This is a genomic window from Arthrobacter sp. zg-Y844, from assembly GCF_024385465.1.
Classification (GTDB): domain Bacteria; phylum Actinomycetota; class Actinomycetes; order Actinomycetales; family Micrococcaceae; genus Arthrobacter_B.
The window spans coordinates 1-15,781 of record NZ_JANFLS010000005.1; the positions used below are offsets into that span (position 1 = coordinate 1).

The following is a 15,781-nucleotide window of genomic DNA, read 5'->3' on the forward strand; positions in this document are numbered from 1 at the left end:
AAACTCTCCGTAAATGTGTTACAGACACAGCACCCGAGCCAAGGAAAATTGGCTGCAGGCACTGCACTAAATTCGAAACCGGCTAAAAAAACCGTCCCATACCCACGGGGTGGGCGGAACGGCCTGTTCAACCAATCAAAATAAATTGGTATCAATAAACTTGGCACACTATTGAGTTCTCAAACAACAGACTGCTTCCGGCACCAGCAGGCGATCCTCAAGGGGATCTAAGCTCTGCGTCGCTCCGGAGCAACTTTTCTATCTTAGCCACACTGTCCGGTGGGTGTCAATCCGGCCGTTGATCCGTCCGGCGAACCGGCGGGAAGCTAGTTCCCGGACCCACGACTGAAGGTTGAAACCCGTGGGATCCGGTCTCCTGGTTCAATGTCAGGGATCTCGTTTCCCTCGATCAGCGCGGGTATTAACTCTAGCACGGTTTTTGGGCGGCTGCGCACCCGGTGCAGGCCCGGCCTCTTTCAAGGAGGCCGGGCCGCGCGGAGATGCTTACGGCTTGGGAACCAGGTACAGCACGCCAAGCGGGGGAACGGTCAGCGTGGCGGAGGCCGGCTGGCCGTTGCAGGCACCTTCAACGGCGTGCACAACGCCCATGTTCCCTACCCCGGAACCGCCGAACTCAGCGGCGTCGGTATTCAGTGCTTCCACCCACTCGCCGGCCCACGGCATTCCCAGCCGGAAGTCCTGGTGCGGGGCGCCGGCGAAGTTGGCTACGCAGACCACCGGATTTCCCTGGTGGTCCCAGCGGATGAACGAAAGTACATTGCGGGCGCCGTCGTTCTCATTGATCCACTGGAAGCCCGCCGGCTCATTGTCCCGTGCGGACAGCGCCGGAGTGCTGCGGTAGATCTCGTTGAGCTGCTTCACCATCAGCTGGACGCCCTTATGCTGCGGGGTGTCCGTCAGGTACCAGTCCAGTCCGTACTGCTCAGACCATTCCGCTTCCTGGCCAAACTCGGTGCCCATGAAGATCAGTTGCTTGCCCGGGTGCGCCCACTGGAATGCAAGGTAGGCGCGAAGGTTAGCCAGCTGCTGCCACCGGTCACCTGGCATCTTGCGCAGCAGGGAACCCTTGCCATGCACTACTTCGTCATGGCTGATGGGCAGCAGGAAGTTCTCCGTGTACGCGTAGACCAGGGAGAAGGTCAGCTGGGCATGGTGGTAGACCCGGTTGATCGGATCCTCGGACATGTACTGGAGGGTGTCGTGCATCCAGCCCATGTTCCATTTGAGCCCGAAGCCCAGCCCGCCGGTGCTGGTGGGACGGGTGACGCCGGGGAAGGCAGTGGATTCCTCGGCGATCATCACAATGCCGGGCACCCGCTTATAGGCGGTCGCGTTGACTTCCTGGAGGAAGGAGATCGCTTCCAGGTTCTCCCGGCCACCGTGGATGTTGGGGGTCCACTGGCCTTCCGGCCGCGAGTAGTCCAGGTAAAGCATGGATGCCACGGCATCCACCCGGAGTCCGTCCACGTGGAACTCTTCGAGCCAGTAGATCGCATTCGCGACAAGGAAGTTGCGTACTTCCCGGCGGCCGAAGTCGAAGACGAGCGTTCCCCAGTCCAGCTGCTCGCCGCGGAACGGGTCGCCGTGCTCGTAGAGCGTCTGGCCGTCGAACTTTGCCAGCGCCCAGGGGTCCTTGGGGAAGTGGGCCGGAACCCAGTCCAGAATGACGCCGATGCCGGCCTGGTGCAGACGGTCCACGAGGTAGCGGAATTCATCCGGATGCCCGAACCGAGCGGTGGGGGCAAAGTAGGAGGTCACCTGGTAACCCCAGGAGCCGCCGAAGGGGTGCTCGGCTACGGGCATCAGTTCCACGTGGGTGAAGCCCTGCCACTGGACATATTCGGCCAGCTGGTCGGCCATTTCCCGGTAGTTCAGTCCCAGGCGCCAGGAACCCAGATGCACCTCGTACACGCTCATGGGCGAATTGTGCGGATCCCGGGAGGCCCGGGCCTCCATCCATTCGGCATCGCCGAACTCATAGGTGGACTCGACCACGCGGGAACCGGTCAGCGGCGGCACCTCGGTGCCCTTGGCCATGGGATCGGCCTTTTCCCGCCAGACGCCGTCGCTGCAGAGGATTTCATATTTGTAGCGGGCACCCGGTTCCACACCGGGCAGGAAGATTTCCCAGACGCCGGAGCTGCCGAGGGAACGCATCGCATTGATGGTGCCGTCCCAGCCGTTGAAATCGCCCTTAACCCGTACCGCGCGGGCGTTGGGGGCCCAGACTGCGAAGCTGACGCCGGAGATGTCACCCAGCACGGAATCGTAGTGGTGCAGGTTCGCACCGAGGACCGTCCACAGGTTTTCGTGCCGGCCTTCACCAATCAGGTGCAGGTCAATGTCGCCCAAGGTCGGGAGGAACCGGTACGGATCGTCGAACAGCTGGGGCTCGCCGCCGTCGTACGTCACTTCCACCCGGTAATCCGGAACGGTGCCCGGCGTCGAAGCCGGAAGGGTTCCTACCCAGATGCCGTTGTACTCGTGCTGCAGCGCTACCCGGTTTTCAGGAGTCACGACCACGACTTCGCGCGCCAGCGGACGCAGCGTTCGAATGGTTACGGTTCCGGAGTCATCCGGGTGGGCGCCCAGGACCGCATGCGGCTGGTAGTAGCGGCCTTCGGACACGGCCTGAAGCACGTCCTCGGAAACCGGAATGGGCTCGGTGGAGACGGGAACGTCGGGCACCTCGGGCTCTGCGGTAGCGGATGTGGACCGCGACTTGCGTGGCTTATTCACTGTGCTCTCTTCCTGGCTCTCGTCCGCGCGTGCTGCGTTCTCGGCCTGCGCCAGAATGTGGCGGACGGCCGTCGCCGGCACGCTGATCCAGCGGGGGCGGTTTCGCATCTCGTAGACAACTTCGTACAGCGCCTTGTCCAGCCACAGGGCCAGGAACAGGGGGTCGCTGCGGTTGATGGTGGTGCCGGTTTCCTTCTCGTAACCGCGAAGGAAGGCGTCTGCCGCGGCTGCTGCCCACCGGTGGGCGGACTCGTTGCGCTCCTGCACGGATGCGGCCGGTTCGCCGGTACCCTCGGCGCCGTCGATCAGGGCGACGCCGGCGGCGTAGTCGATCGAGCGCAGCATGCCCACGACGTCGCGCAGCGGCGCATCGGGGACACTGCGTTCGGCGGCGGGCCGCAGCGGCTCGCCCTCGAAGTCAAGGACGATCCAGCCCCGGTCGGGCACCCGCAGCACCTGCCCAAGATGGTAATCGGCATGGATCCGCTGCAGGTTGGGCAACGCCTGGAGGTGGCGAACCTGCTCCAGGAGGTACTCCACGGCGTCATCAAAAGGCCCGACGACGTCCCGTGCTTCCGCCCACGCCCACCGAATCCGGGAACTGAGGGATTCGAGGAATTCCTCGCGTTCCACCGGGCTGGGAGGCCGGCTGCCGAATGCTGCTGCCAACTGCTGGTGGATGCGGCCGGTGGCCGCACCCAACTCCTCGGCCTCCGCGGTGAAATCCCGGCCGGCAAGGGCCGCCGAGGAAGCGGTCCGCCAGGCGTCTTCGCTGCCGGGGAAGAATTCCCGCAGCACGGACAGGTGCCCGGTCAGCAGTATCTCGCCGGAGTCGTCCGCCGGGTCCGTCCAGGAACCGGTCACCCAGCCGTAGGTGGCCGGAACGTCCACCGAGCCGACCTCGGTCAGCCGTGCGCTGACTTCGACGTCCGGACTCTCCCCGGCGGCCACCACGCGGTAGAACTTCACGATCAACGGAGCTTCAGGGGCCTGCACAATCACGGAGGTGTTGGACTGTTCGCCCTTCAGGACCTTAGTGGGCAGCGGCGCCCGGAACGGCGCCCAGTCGGCGAAGCCGTCCAGGGCGAAGCCGTGCGTGTGCCCGTCCAGGGACGACGCCTGGGAACGCATCAGTTCCAGCCAGGCGGTGACGAAGACCGGGTCGGCGGTCGCGTCGTACAGCCACCGCTCCCCCAGGTCTTCCTCATGCGCCCGGCCCAGCAGTGCGGCTTCCAGCTCGGGGACAGGTGCGCTGCGGTAGCTCACCGGCACGCTGATGACGTCACGGCGGTCCCCGGAGGCGACGGCGATGAGGTGGACTTCAAGCCCAACCTCGCCGGCCGGATCCTCGAGCCGGATCCCGCCGACCCTTTCCAGCAGGACTTCGCGGCCCTTTGCAGGGAACCAGCGTTGCCCGGGGAGCCAGGACGTCAGCATTTCGGGCAGGGACGGCGTCAACGGACTCATCTCCGTGCCGCCTCCGAGATCGGAATCATGGGAATGGCTTCGGTCTGGGGCGACGAAGTGTCAGACTTCACCGACCGCAGGCGCAGCCAATAAAAGTCGTGGCTGCCCAGGGTCAGCGTCAGGGAACCGTCTTCTCCGATGGTGGGGAAGAGCGTGCCGCCGAAAGCGTCCCGCAGTCCGCGGTTGGCGAACTCCGGCAGCTTCATGGACGCGGAGATGGGGTGCTGGGAGAGGTTGAAGATACACAGCACTGTCTCGCCCACCTCGCCCTCCGGGTTGTTGTCCGGCAGTTCGCGCACGAAGGCCAGGGCTGCTTCGGCATCGGTCGGCACGTTGCGGTAGGACCCCAGGCCGAAGGCCGGGTGGGCACGGCGGACCATGATCATCTGCCGGATCCAGTGCAGCAGCGAACTCGAGCTGGCCAGCTGCGCTTCCACATTGACGTGGTTGTAGTGGTAAACCAGCGACTGCACCACCGGCAGGTACAGCTTGCCGGGATCGGCGGTGGAGAATCCGGCATTGCGGTCCGGGTTCCACTGCATGGGTGTGCGGGAAGAATCGCGGTCTTCCAGCCAGATGTTGTCGCCCATGCCCAGCTCATCGCCGTAGTACAGGAACGGGCTGCCGGGCAGGGCCAGCAGCATCGCGTGGATCAGCTCGATCTCCGACCGGGAGTTGTCCAGCAGCGGAGCCAGCCGGCGTCGGATGCCGATGTTGGCCCGCATGCGGGAATCCGGGGCGTACCAGCCGAGCATCGCCTGGCGCTCCTCATTGGTGACCATTTCCAGCGTCAGCTCGTCATGGTTGCGCAGGAAGGTTCCCCACTGTGCGCCGGCCGGAATCTCCGGGGTCTCTTCCATTGTCTGGATGATCGGAGCGGCCTTCTGGTCCCGCAGCGCGTAGAACAGGCGCGGCATGATCGGGAAGTGGAAGCACATGTGGCACTCGTCGCCGGTTTCGTCGCCGAAGTACTCCACCACTTCGTGCGGCATCTGGTTAGCCTCGGCGATGATGACGCGGCCCGGGTAGTTCTCGTCGACCATGGTGCGCAGGTCCTTGAGGAACCGGTGCGTGGCCGGGAGGTTTTCACAGTTCGTGCCGTCCTCTTCGAAGAGGTACGGGATCGCGTCGGCCCGGAATCCGTCGATGCCCTGGTCCAGCCAGAAGCGGACGACGTCGAAGATCGCCTCGACCACCTTGGGGTTCTCGAAGTTCAGGTCCGGCTGGTGGCTGAAGAACCGGTGCCAGAAGAACTGCCGGCGGACCGGGTCGAAGGACCAGTTCGATTCCTCGGTGTCCACGAAGATGATGCGGGCGTCTTCGTACTTCTGGTCCGTGTCGGACCAGACGTAGAAGTCCCCGTAAGGACCGTCCGGGTCGCTGCGGGACTCCTCGAACCACGGGTGCTTGTCCGAGGTGTGGTTCAGCGGGAGGTCGATGATGACGCGCAGTCCGCGGGCGTGTGCTTCTGCAACCAGGCGCTTGAAGTCGCTGATGGTGCCGAATTCGTCGAGGACATCGTAGTAGTCGGAGATGTCATAGCCGCCGTCACGCAGCGGTGACTTGAAGAACGGCGGCAGCCAGAGGCAATCGATGCCCAGCCACTGCAGGTAGTCCAGCTTTTCGATCAGGCCGCTGAAGTCACCTGATCCATCCCCGTTGGCGTCCGCGAAGCCGCGGACCAGTACCTCATAGAAAACGGCCTTGCGGTACCAATGAGGGTCATTGGTCAAGCCGGGTGCGTGCAGTTGAAACGGGTTGGGCACTAGGAGTTCCTCCGAACTGACAGGATGTGCGCGGGTTCAAAGTGGGCGTCCAGGCGGACGTAGTTGTGGGCTCCCCAGCGCCAGCTCTGGCCGCTGATCAGGTCATCCACCCAGAAGGTGCCGTCTTCGTTCAAATCCTGCGGGGCGAGGTGAAGCGCATCGAGGTCGAGCGTGACAGTGGATTCGCGGGCGCTGTGGGGGTCCACGTTAACCACAATAATGAGTGTGTCCCGGCTGGACGGATCGCCGGGGCGGGTCTCTTTGTATTTGGAGTAGACCACGGTGCAGTCGTCGGTGCTGGAGTGCACCGTGAGGTTCTCGAGGTCCCCCAAAGCGGGATGGGTACGGCGGATTTCGTTCAGCCGGGTGATGTACGGGGCGAGGCTGCGGCCTTCAGCTTCCGCTGCGGCGAAGTCCCGCTGCTTGTACTCGAACTTTTCGTTGTCGATGTATTCCTCGGCCCCGGGCCGGGCGACGTGCTCAAACAGCTCGTAGCCGGCGTAGACGCCCCACAGCGGGCTGCCGGTGGCAGCCAGCACGGCGCGGATCTTGAAGGCGCCGGGGCCGCCGAACTGCAGGAATTCGGTGAGGATGTCCGGGGTGTTCACGAAGAAGTTGGGCCGGAAGAAGGCCGACGACTCGCGGGAGACCTCGGTGAAGTACTCCTCGATCTCCTCGCGGGTGTTCCGCCAGGTGAAGTAGCTGTAGGACTGCTGGAACCCGGCCTTGGCCAGTGCATGCATCATGGGCGGGCGGGTGAATGCTTCGGCCAGGAAGACCACGCCCGGGTACTCTGCGTTCACCGTGCCGATCAGCCATTCCCAGAACCGCAGCGGCTTGGTGTGGGGGTTGTCCACCCGGAAGATCTGCACGCCGTGGCTGATCCACAGCCGCACGATGCGCAGGATCTCCTGCGAGAGGCCCTCGTAGTCATTGTCGAAGTTCAGGGGATAGATGTCCTGGTACTTCTTCGGGGGGTTCTCGGCGTAGGCAATCGAACCGTCCACGCGGGTCGTGAACCATTCCGGATGGCTGGTCACCCAGGGGTGGTCCGGGGAGGCCTGCAGTGCAAGGTCAATGGCTACCTCAAGACCCAGTTCCCGGGCGCTGCCCACGAACGCGTCGAAGTCCTCGAACGTCCCCAGATCGGGGTGGATGGCATCGTGACCGCCCTCGGGCGCGCCGATGGCCCAGGGCGAGCCGGGATCCTGCGGCCCGGCAACCAGGGTGTTGTTCGGCCCCTTGCGGTGCGTGGTGCCGATCGGATGGATGGGAGGCAGGTAGATGACGTCGAACTGCATGTCCGCAACGCGCTGCAGGCTGCGCGCAGCGGTGCGGAACGTCCCCGAGGTCCACTCGCGGGTGGCCGGATCCCACTGCGCACCTTCGGATCGGGGGAAGAATTCGTACCAGGCGCCGCGGCCGGCGAGCTCCCGCTCCACCAGAAGGGGGAAGCGGTCCGAGCTGGTGACCAGGTCGCGGATCGGATCGCGGTCGAGAATAGCGGTGACAGCTTCGGTTCCGGCGGCGGCAAGGCGTTCCTCGACCGGCAGCCCGGAGTCTGCGAGCGCTGCCGCAGCGGCGCGGAAGACCTCGGCGTCGGCGCCGCTGCGCTCGGCGGCAGCGGTGATGAACAGCTGGTGGCCTTCGGTGAGCATCAGCTCGACGTCGACTCCGGCGGCGATTTTCACCTCGGCGTTGTGGTGCCAGGTGGCGTAGACGTCCGCCCACCCCTCCACGGCAAAGCTCCAATGGCCCGTGCCGCCCGGGCGCAGCATGCCCTCCCAGCGGTCAAGCCCCAGGCCCACCGGGTGCATCCGGCTGCGGGCCGCGACGGTGCCCTCGGGGTCGTAGAGGACGGCACTGGCCCCTACCAGGTCGTGTCCCTCGCGGAACACGGTGGCCCCTATAACGAGGTCCTCTCCGGGCACGGCTTTGGCGGGGAATCTCCCGTACTCCACTACGGGCGCCACATTGGTGATTGGAATCCGGCCAAACCGGAGATCCTTCGAGGGCAGGTCTTCTGGTGTCAACGCGCTGGATGTGCTCACAGACTAGACGTTATCGAGAATCCGGGCAGAATGCTAAGGCAACGTACTTTTATGGAATCACCGCAGGTCGGCCATGGTTTGGCGGCGTTTTCAAGCAGCCTGGTATTTACCTGATTATTTGTCCGTCATTTTGGTTTATCCGACGCGTTAGTGCGCTAGCGTGACCGGGGTGAAGGCTATCCGCAGATTTACCGTCCGAACCGTCCTCCCGTCCAGCATCGCCCCATTGGGGAAGCTGGCCTCGAACCTCCGGTGGTCCTGGCACCAGCCGACGCTCAGGTTGTTTGAAAGCATCGACCCTGCTGCCTGGAAGTCCAGCGGCGGGGACCCCGTGAAGCTTCTCGGGACCGTGAGCCGGGAGAAGCTCGAGAGCATTGCACAGGATGAGCACCTGGTCTCCGTGATCGCCGATCTCGGCGCGGACCTGGACAAGTACCTCAACGAGCCGCGCTGGTACCAGGGCCTGGGTGACGACGCCCCGGCGTCCATTGCGTACTTCTCCCCCGAGTACGGCATCAGCGCCGTACTCCCCCAGTACTCCGGCGGCCTGGGGATCCTGGCCGGCGACCATTTGAAGGCCGCCTCCGATCTTGGAGTGCCCCTGGTTGCGGTGGGGCTGCTCTACAAGGCCGGGTATTTCAAGCAGGCACTCTCCCGCGACGGCTGGCAGCTGGAAACCTATCCCGTACTGGACCCCAATGCCCTGCCGTTGACCCTGCTGCGCGAGGAAGACGGCACCCCGGCGAGAATCACCCTGCCGCTCCCGGACAACCGCCAGCTTTCGGCCCAGATCTGGCGTGCCGACGTCGGGCGCGTACCCCTGCTGTTGCTGGACTCGGACGTCATCGGGAACGACGACGCCGCCCGCGGCATCACGGACCGCCTGTACGGAGGAGGCGGAGACCACCGGCTGCAGCAGGAACTGCTGCTGGGCATGGGCGGCGTAAAGGCCCTGCGCGTACACCAGCGGCTCACCGGGGCTCCGCCCGCCGAGGTCTTCCACAGCAACGAAGGCCATGCCGGCTTCCTGGGCGTAGAGCGCATCCGCGAACTGATGGACCAGGGCATGACGTGGGAGGAAGCGCTGACCGTCTCCCGCGCTTCGACGGTATTCACCACGCACACACCGGTCCCGGCCGGCATCGACCGGTTCGAGCAAACACAGATCCGCCACTTCTTCACCGCGGGCCTGGCACAGTCGGTCCCCACCGACAAGATTCTGGCCCTGGGCGCGGAGAACTACGAGGGTGGAGATTCGACCAAATTCAACATGGCAGTCATGGGCCTGCGGCTGGCCCAGCGGGCCAACGGCGTAGCCAAGCTGCACGGCGAAGTCTCCCGGGAAATGTTCTCCGGCCTGTGGCCGGGCTTTGACGTGTCCGAAGTACCGATCACGTCCGTGACCAACGGCGTGCACGTCCCCACCTGGATCGACCCGGAGGTCACTGCCCTCGCCAGCGAAAAGTTCGGCGTCGCCACTGTGCATGACCGCGACTGGGGCAGGGCCTACGAGCTTGATGACAAGGATCTGTGGGACCTGCGGCGCAAGCTGCGCAGCAACCTGGTCCACGACGTCCGGCGCCGCGTCAAGCGCGCCTGGCGCCGGCGCGGTGCCTCTGACGCGGAGCTGGCCTGGACGCAGCACGTGCTGGATCCGGACGTGCTGACCATTGGCTTTGCCCGCCGGGTGCCCACCTACAAGCGGCTGACCCTGATGCTGCGGGACCCGGACCGGCTCAAGGCACTGCTGCTGCATCCCACCCACCCCATCCAGGTAGTAGTGGCCGGCAAGTCCCACCCTGCCGATGAACAGGGCAAGAAAATGATCCAGGACCTGGTGCGCTTCACCGACGACCCTGAGGTCCGGCACCGGATCGTTTTCCTGCCCAACTACGACATTGCGATGGCTCAGACCCTGTTCCCCGGGTGTGACGTGTGGCTGAACAATCCGCTGCGCCCATTGGAAGCCTCCGGCACCTCCGGCATGAAGTCGGCCATCAACGGCGGACTGAACCTCTCCATCCTCGACGGATGGTGGGACGAGATGTTCGACGGCAACAACGGGTGGGCCATCCCCTCCGCCAATCCCAGCAAGGGAACGCGGACCCGGGAGGTCTACAACGCGGACCAGCGGGACGACATTGAGGCAGCCGCGCTTTATGACCTGCTCGAGAACTCAGTGGGGCCCATGTTCTACGGGACGGAGCCGCCGGCCGCTGCCGGCGCCGCCGGTCCTTCGGATCCGCCTACTGATTCCCTGCCGCACGAGTGGCTGGAAATGGTCAAGCACACCTTGGCGGATCTGGGGCCGAATGTTTCCGCCTCCAGGATGCTCAAGGACTACGTGAACCGGCTGTACCGGCCCGCCAGTTCTTCCGGACGGTCCATGGCGGCGGACGGGTACACCGCTGCGAAGGAACTCGCCCTGTGGATCACACGGGTACGTGACGGCTGGTCCACTGTGCAGGTGGAAAACGTGGATTCCGTAGGCGTCAGCGAAAACCCGCAGATCGGCGACACCCTGACGGTGCAGGCCTATGTTTCCCTCGGATCCCTTCGGCCGGAGGACGTCAGCGTGGAAGCCGCCTACGGCATGGTGACCGAGAACGACCGGATCAGCGAGCACCGCATCCAAGAGCTTGCGCCGACGGAAGACCTAGGGTCGGGCCGCCACCTGTTCACGGGCACCATCCGCATCGAGCAGGCCGGACCGTTCGGCTACACCGTCCGAGTGCTGCCGAGGCATTCCGGGCTGGCGTCGAAGGCTGAACTGGGGCTCGTCGTCAACGCTTAGCCGGCATTAGTGTCCGCGCCTTGGTGTCCGCGCCCTGGTGGCCGCGCCTTGGTGTCCGCGCCGGGCGTTCCGGAACGGCGGCAACGAAAATCCCCGCTCGCAGAGCTCGCGGGAATTATTAAAGCCGCCTAACCCGGAACGTCCGGAGCGGATTGGTGGCGTTCCGCACCTAACGTGGGCGGCCGGAGCCTCGCAGGTGCCCACGTCACCTACGCGGGTGGCCGGCGCGTCCTCGGGATCGGTAGTGCTCAGGCGCGGTAGAGGCTGATCGAGTTCGCAGGAACGAGATCGGTGTTGCCCGACGGACGGATTTGGCCCCGGCGCTCCCCCGGATCCGAAGCGGTGGAGAAGACGAGTTCGTATCCGGAAGATTCACCAGGGGCAGAAATGTCCTCGAAACCGTTGCCCGTTTCGGCGGCCGCGCTGCGGACCGTCGGTGCGTCCGGAAGCCGGACTTCGACGTCGGACAGCGTGCCGTTGAGGACCATCAACCCGTTCAGCGAACCGTCTCCGGAGCCGATCAGGACCTGCACCACACGGGTGGCGGGATCGCTCCACTGTTCCGGTGTCATGGGCTTTCCCTCCTGATCGAACCAGAGCAGGAAGGACTGCCGGCGGTCGGCCGGGAAGCGGTACGGCTGGCTGGCGAGATATTCGCGGCGCAGGCGCAGCAGCTCACGGGTGGTCGAGAGCATGCGTTGCGCGGCGTCGTCGAGGTTCCAGTTCAGCCAGGAGAGCTCGTTGTCCTGGCAGTACGCATTGTTGTTCCCGCGCTGGCTCCGGCCGATTTCGTCTCCGGCCGTGAGCATGGGCACGCCCAGGGACATGGTGAGCGTAGCCATCAGGTTCCGGGCAGTCAGGCTCCGGGCAGCGTTGATCCGTTCATCGTCCGTGGGTCCCTCCATGCCGTGGTTGTAGCTGCGGTTTTCTCCCGTGCCGTCTCGGTTTTCTTCACCGTTGGCTTCGTTGTGCTTGCGCTCGAACATGGTCAGGTCGGAGAGGGTGAACCCGTCGTGGGCCGTGACAAAGTTGATCGAGGCCAGCGGTGTCCGGCCGGAGTGGACGAAGAGTTCGGCGGAACCGGCCAATGCATCTGCCAGCCGCGCCAGGGAACCTCCTTCCCGCCCCGCGGCAACGTCCGCTTGGCCGCGAAGCCAAAAGTCCCGGACAATGTCGCGGAAGTGGTCGTTCCAGTCGGCCCAGCCCTGCGGGAACCGGCCGGTTTGCCAGCCGTCCGGCCCCACGTCCCACGGCTCCGAGATCAGCTTTACGTCCTGCAGCACGGAGTCGGCTGCCACTGCTACGAGGAAAGGGTGCCTCGGATCGAACCGGCCGTCTGCGCCGCGGCAGAGCGTGGGGGCGAGGTCGAAGCGGAAACCGTCCACGTGGTACTCCTGCACCCAGTAGCGCAGGGAGTCCAGCGCCAGCTGGATGATCCGGGGTTCGCTGAAGTCCAGGGTGTTTCCGCAGCCCGTGGTGTCCACGTACCCACCGTCCGGGCCGTGCCGGTAATAGGTTTCGTCTCCCAGTCCGCGCCAGCTCAGCGCGGGCTGGTCGGGCTCACCCTCGGCCGTGTGGTTGTACACCACGTCCAGCAGGACTTCGATGCCGGCCTCGTGAAGGGACTTCACCATTCCCTTGAGTTCATCCTGCACCGCCTGGGCGCCGGCTTCCCGCGCGGCCCGCGTGGCGTAGGCATCATGCGGGGCGAAGAACCCGAGTGTGTTGTAACCCCAGTAATTTGCCAGCCCCAGCTCCTGCAGGTGCAGTTCGTCGGCATGGAAATGCACCGGCAGCAGTTCCACCGCAGTGATGCCCAGGTCCTGCAGGTACTGGACCATCACCGGGTGCCCCATGCCGGCGTAGGTGCCCCGGAGCTCTTCCGGGATCCCGGGATGCAGCATGGTCTGGCCCCGAACATGGGCCTCATAGATGACGGTGTCCCGCCAGGGGGTATGGGGACGGCGGACGGTGCCCCAGTCAAAGTCCCCGGCGGTGTACACCGAGTAATAGACCTGGCTCCCCTGCACCGGATCCGCTTCGATGCCGCGCCCGTAGGGGTCCAGCAACAGCTGGAAGCTGCCCGGCTCTGCCGGAAGGGACCGGCCCCGCGGCCAGAAGCCGTAGCGGCTTCCGGGCCGCAGGCCGTACACCCGGCCGTGGTGGATCCCGAGGACGGTGTCCGTCAGCGGGGCCGTGGACCAGTGGCCGGGAGCCGTCTCGTAGTACACATCGACGGCGGGCAGGCCCGGGGCGTAAACGGAGACATTGACGGCATCAGGGATGTCAGGCACACCTGAAACGGTGTGCCTGACGCCTAGCGGCAAGGGCCGCGAGTCCCGCTTCGAGGCGCTGCCCGCGGTGGTTCCGCCGATCACGTGTTCCATGTACGCCCTTTGCTGCCGGTGACCCCGGCCCGGATTAGGAGGAACGCTGCCGGGAGATTTCGTACAGGGTGATGCCGACGGCCATGGACGCGTTGAGCGACTCCATGGCGGAGTCGATGGGGATGGAGACAATCTGGTCGCAGTTCTCCCGGACCAGGCGGGACAGGCCCTTGCCCTCGGAACCCACCACGATGCAAATCGGTTCCTTGGCCAGCACGATGGCGGGAAGCGATACATCGCCGTCGCCGTCCAGGCCCAGGACGAAAATACCCATCTTCTTGAACGTCTTGAGGGTGTTGTTCAGGTTGCCGGCACGTGCCACGGGGACGCGGACGGCAGCACCGGCGCTGGTCTTCCACGCCGAGGCGGTGACGCCCACGGCCCGGCGTTCCGGAACGACGACGCCGTGTGCGCTGAAGGCCGAGGCAGACCGGATGATCGCGCCGAGGTTGCGCGGATCGGTGATGCCGTCCAGGGCGACGAAGAGCGGCGCGTTGCGGATGTGGCCCTTCTTCCAGGCCTCAAGGGTCTCGGAGGCGAGGTCGGTGGGGTCGGCGTACTCGTACGGCGGGATCTGCAGGACAAGGCCCTGGTGAACGGCCTCGTTGGTCATGCGGTCCAGCTCGGGCTTGTGCGTTTCCATCACCGGCAGGCCGCGTTCGGCTGCCATCTTCAGGGATTCCCGGACCCGGTCATCCATGTCGATACGGACGGCAACGTGCAGTGCCTTCGCCGGGATGCCCGCGCGCAGCGCTTCCACGACGGAGTTGCGGCCGGTAACAACTTCCTCAGCCACCTTGCCGCGGACGTTGGTGCCGCTGCGGCCGCCGGCACGGGCATCGCCGCGCTTGGCGTCGCCGTGCTTGGCTGCGGACCGCTCAGCAAGCTGCTTGCTCTTGAACGCCTTGTGGTACGGGCGTTCTTCAGCCTTGGGTGTGGGGCCCTTGCCCTCGAGGGCCTTGCGGCCGAGCCCGCCGGTACCGCCGCTGGGGCCCTTCTTGGCTTTGCGCATTGCGCCGGGACGTCCATTGTTGGCCATCGGTTACACCTTTACTAGAAGAAAGCATTCACTTCCAGTTTACGCAGTCCGCGGCCGGGTTGGCGGACACCGCTGCTGGACTCAGGCGACACTCCATGTAACGCCGTCGGCGCCATCCTCCACGGTGATGCCGGCGGCAGCCAGCGAATCGCGGATCGCGTCGGCCCGGGCCCAGTCCTTTGCGGCCCGCGCAGCGTTCCGTTCGGCGAGCCGGTCCTGCACCAGGGCGTCCAGTGCGGCGTCGGCGGGACCGGACTGCGCTGCGGCGTCCGTCGCGTCGTCCAGGCCCAGGACGGAGGTCATCGCCCGCACCTGTCCCAGCGCGCGCTGAACGGTTTCATTGTCGCCGGCGGCAAGGGCCGTGTTACCGGCGCGCACGGTTTCATGCAGCACGGCCAGGGCCTGGGGAACATTCAGGTCATCATCCATGGCGGCGGCGAAGGCCTCCGGAACCGCGGCGGGCGCGGCGTCCACCTTCGCAGCAGCCTTGGCAAGGAACCCGTCGATACGCTCGACGGCGGCGGCCGCCTCCTGCAGGGACGTCGGCCGGTAGTCCAGCACCGACCGGTAGTGGGCCTGACCCAGGTAATACCGGACCACGCGGGGGGTGGCCTGCTCCAGCATTTGAGTCGGGCTGATGGTGTTGCCGATGGACTTGGACATCTTCTCGCCCTCGAAGGTGACCATGCCGTTGTGCATCCAGAAGTTCGCGAAGCCGTGGCCCGCGGCCTGGGACTGCGCCATCTCGTTCTCGTGGTGCGGGAAGCGCAGGTCCAGCCCGCCGCCGTGGATATCGAACTCGGTACCGAGGTACTTGGTGACCATGGCCGAGCACTCCAGGTGCCAGCCCGGGCGTCCGCGGCCCCAGGGGCTGTCCCAGGACGCGGTCTCCGGCTCACCCTCCTTATGCCCCTTCCACAGCGCGAAGTCCCGCGGATCACGCTTGCCCCGGGGGCCGGCGTCGGGCGCTGCCTGCATGTCATCGATGTTCTGGCGGGTCAGCGACCCGTACTTCTGCCAGGAGCGCACATCGAAGTACACGTCGCCGGAAGCGTCCAGGGCCGGGTAGGCGTGTCCGCGCTCGATCAGGGCCGCAATCAGCGCATGCATCTCCGGGATGTGTCCCGTGGCGCGCGGTTCGTAGGTGGGTCGCTGGACGCCGAGCGTGTCGTAGGCCTTGGCGAACTCCTGCTCGAACCGGTAGGCCAGCGCCCACCAGGGTTCGTCCGGGACGACGCCGGGAGCCGGTTCGGCGCCCACGGAGTCGGCTGCCTTGGCCAGGATCTTGTCGTCAATATCCGTCACATTGCGGACCACGGTGACCTGCAGCCCGCGGTAACGCAGCCAGCGGGTGAGCTGGTCAAAGGCGATGGCGGAGCGGATGTGCCCTACGTGCGGGAGCCCCTGCACGGTGGCACCGCAGTAGTAGAGGCTGGCCTTGCCTTCAACCAGGGGAACGAAGTCCCGGACCTGCGCTGTTGCGGTGTCATAGAATCTCAAGCTCACTGCTCTAGGCT

7 protein-coding genes are annotated in these 15,781 nt (G+C 65.4%); 1 reads left to right on the top strand and 6 read right to left on the bottom strand.

Annotated features, from left to right (window positions below):
• Positions 1 to 504: 504 nt before the first annotated feature.
• Genes glgB through NNX35_RS14795 form a run of 3 tightly spaced genes read right to left on the bottom strand, consistent with a single transcriptional unit; the run spans position 505 to position 8,044 of the window.
• On the bottom strand, positions 505 to 4,227 hold the full coding sequence (gene glgB / locus NNX35_RS14785; RefSeq protein WP_255868172.1) for a 1,4-alpha-glucan branching protein GlgB: 3,723 nt from the start codon (positions 4,225 to 4,227) through the stop codon (positions 505 to 507).
• On the bottom strand, positions 4,224 to 5,993 hold the full coding sequence (gene treS, locus NNX35_RS14790) for a maltose alpha-D-glucosyltransferase (RefSeq protein WP_255767510.1): 1,770 nt from the start codon (positions 5,991 to 5,993) through the stop codon (positions 4,224 to 4,226). The genes glgB and treS overlap by 4 nt, the downstream gene beginning before the upstream one ends.
• Positions 5,993 to 8,044, bottom strand: coding sequence for an alpha-1,4-glucan--maltose-1-phosphate maltosyltransferase (locus NNX35_RS14795; RefSeq protein ID WP_255868173.1), 2,052 nt, complete (start codon positions 8,042 to 8,044; stop codon positions 5,993 to 5,995). Before NNX35_RS14795 ends, treS begins: the two co-directional genes overlap by 1 nt.
• Before the next feature lie 169 nt (positions 8,045 to 8,213).
• Between NNX35_RS14795 and glgP the strand changes: the two genes are divergently transcribed.
• Positions 8,214 to 10,838: an alpha-glucan family phosphorylase gene (glgP, locus tag NNX35_RS14800; protein WP_255767508.1), complete on the top strand. Its 2,625-nt coding sequence runs from the start codon at positions 8,214 to 8,216 to the stop codon at positions 10,836 to 10,838.
• 248 nt (positions 10,839 to 11,086) lie between these two features.
• Here glgP and glgX read toward each other — a convergent pair whose 3' ends face one another.
• From glgX to cysS, 3 genes are all read right to left on the bottom strand, one after another.
• On the bottom strand, positions 11,087 to 13,225 hold the full coding sequence (glgX, locus tag NNX35_RS14805; RefSeq protein ID WP_255868174.1) for a glycogen debranching protein GlgX: 2,139 nt from the start codon (positions 13,223 to 13,225) through the stop codon (positions 11,087 to 11,089).
• A 34-nt stretch (positions 13,226 to 13,259) separates the two neighbouring features.
• On the bottom strand, positions 13,260 to 14,264 hold the full coding sequence (gene rlmB, locus NNX35_RS14810) for a 23S rRNA (guanosine(2251)-2'-O)-methyltransferase RlmB (RefSeq protein ID WP_255767506.1): 1,005 nt from the start codon (positions 14,262 to 14,264) through the stop codon (positions 13,260 to 13,262).
• Between the two features lie 81 nt (positions 14,265 to 14,345).
• Positions 14,346 to 15,770, bottom strand: coding sequence for a cysteine--tRNA ligase (cysS, locus tag NNX35_RS14815; RefSeq protein ID WP_255868175.1), 1,425 nt, complete (start codon positions 15,768 to 15,770; stop codon positions 14,346 to 14,348).
• Positions 15,771 to 15,781: the final 11 nt, after the last annotated feature.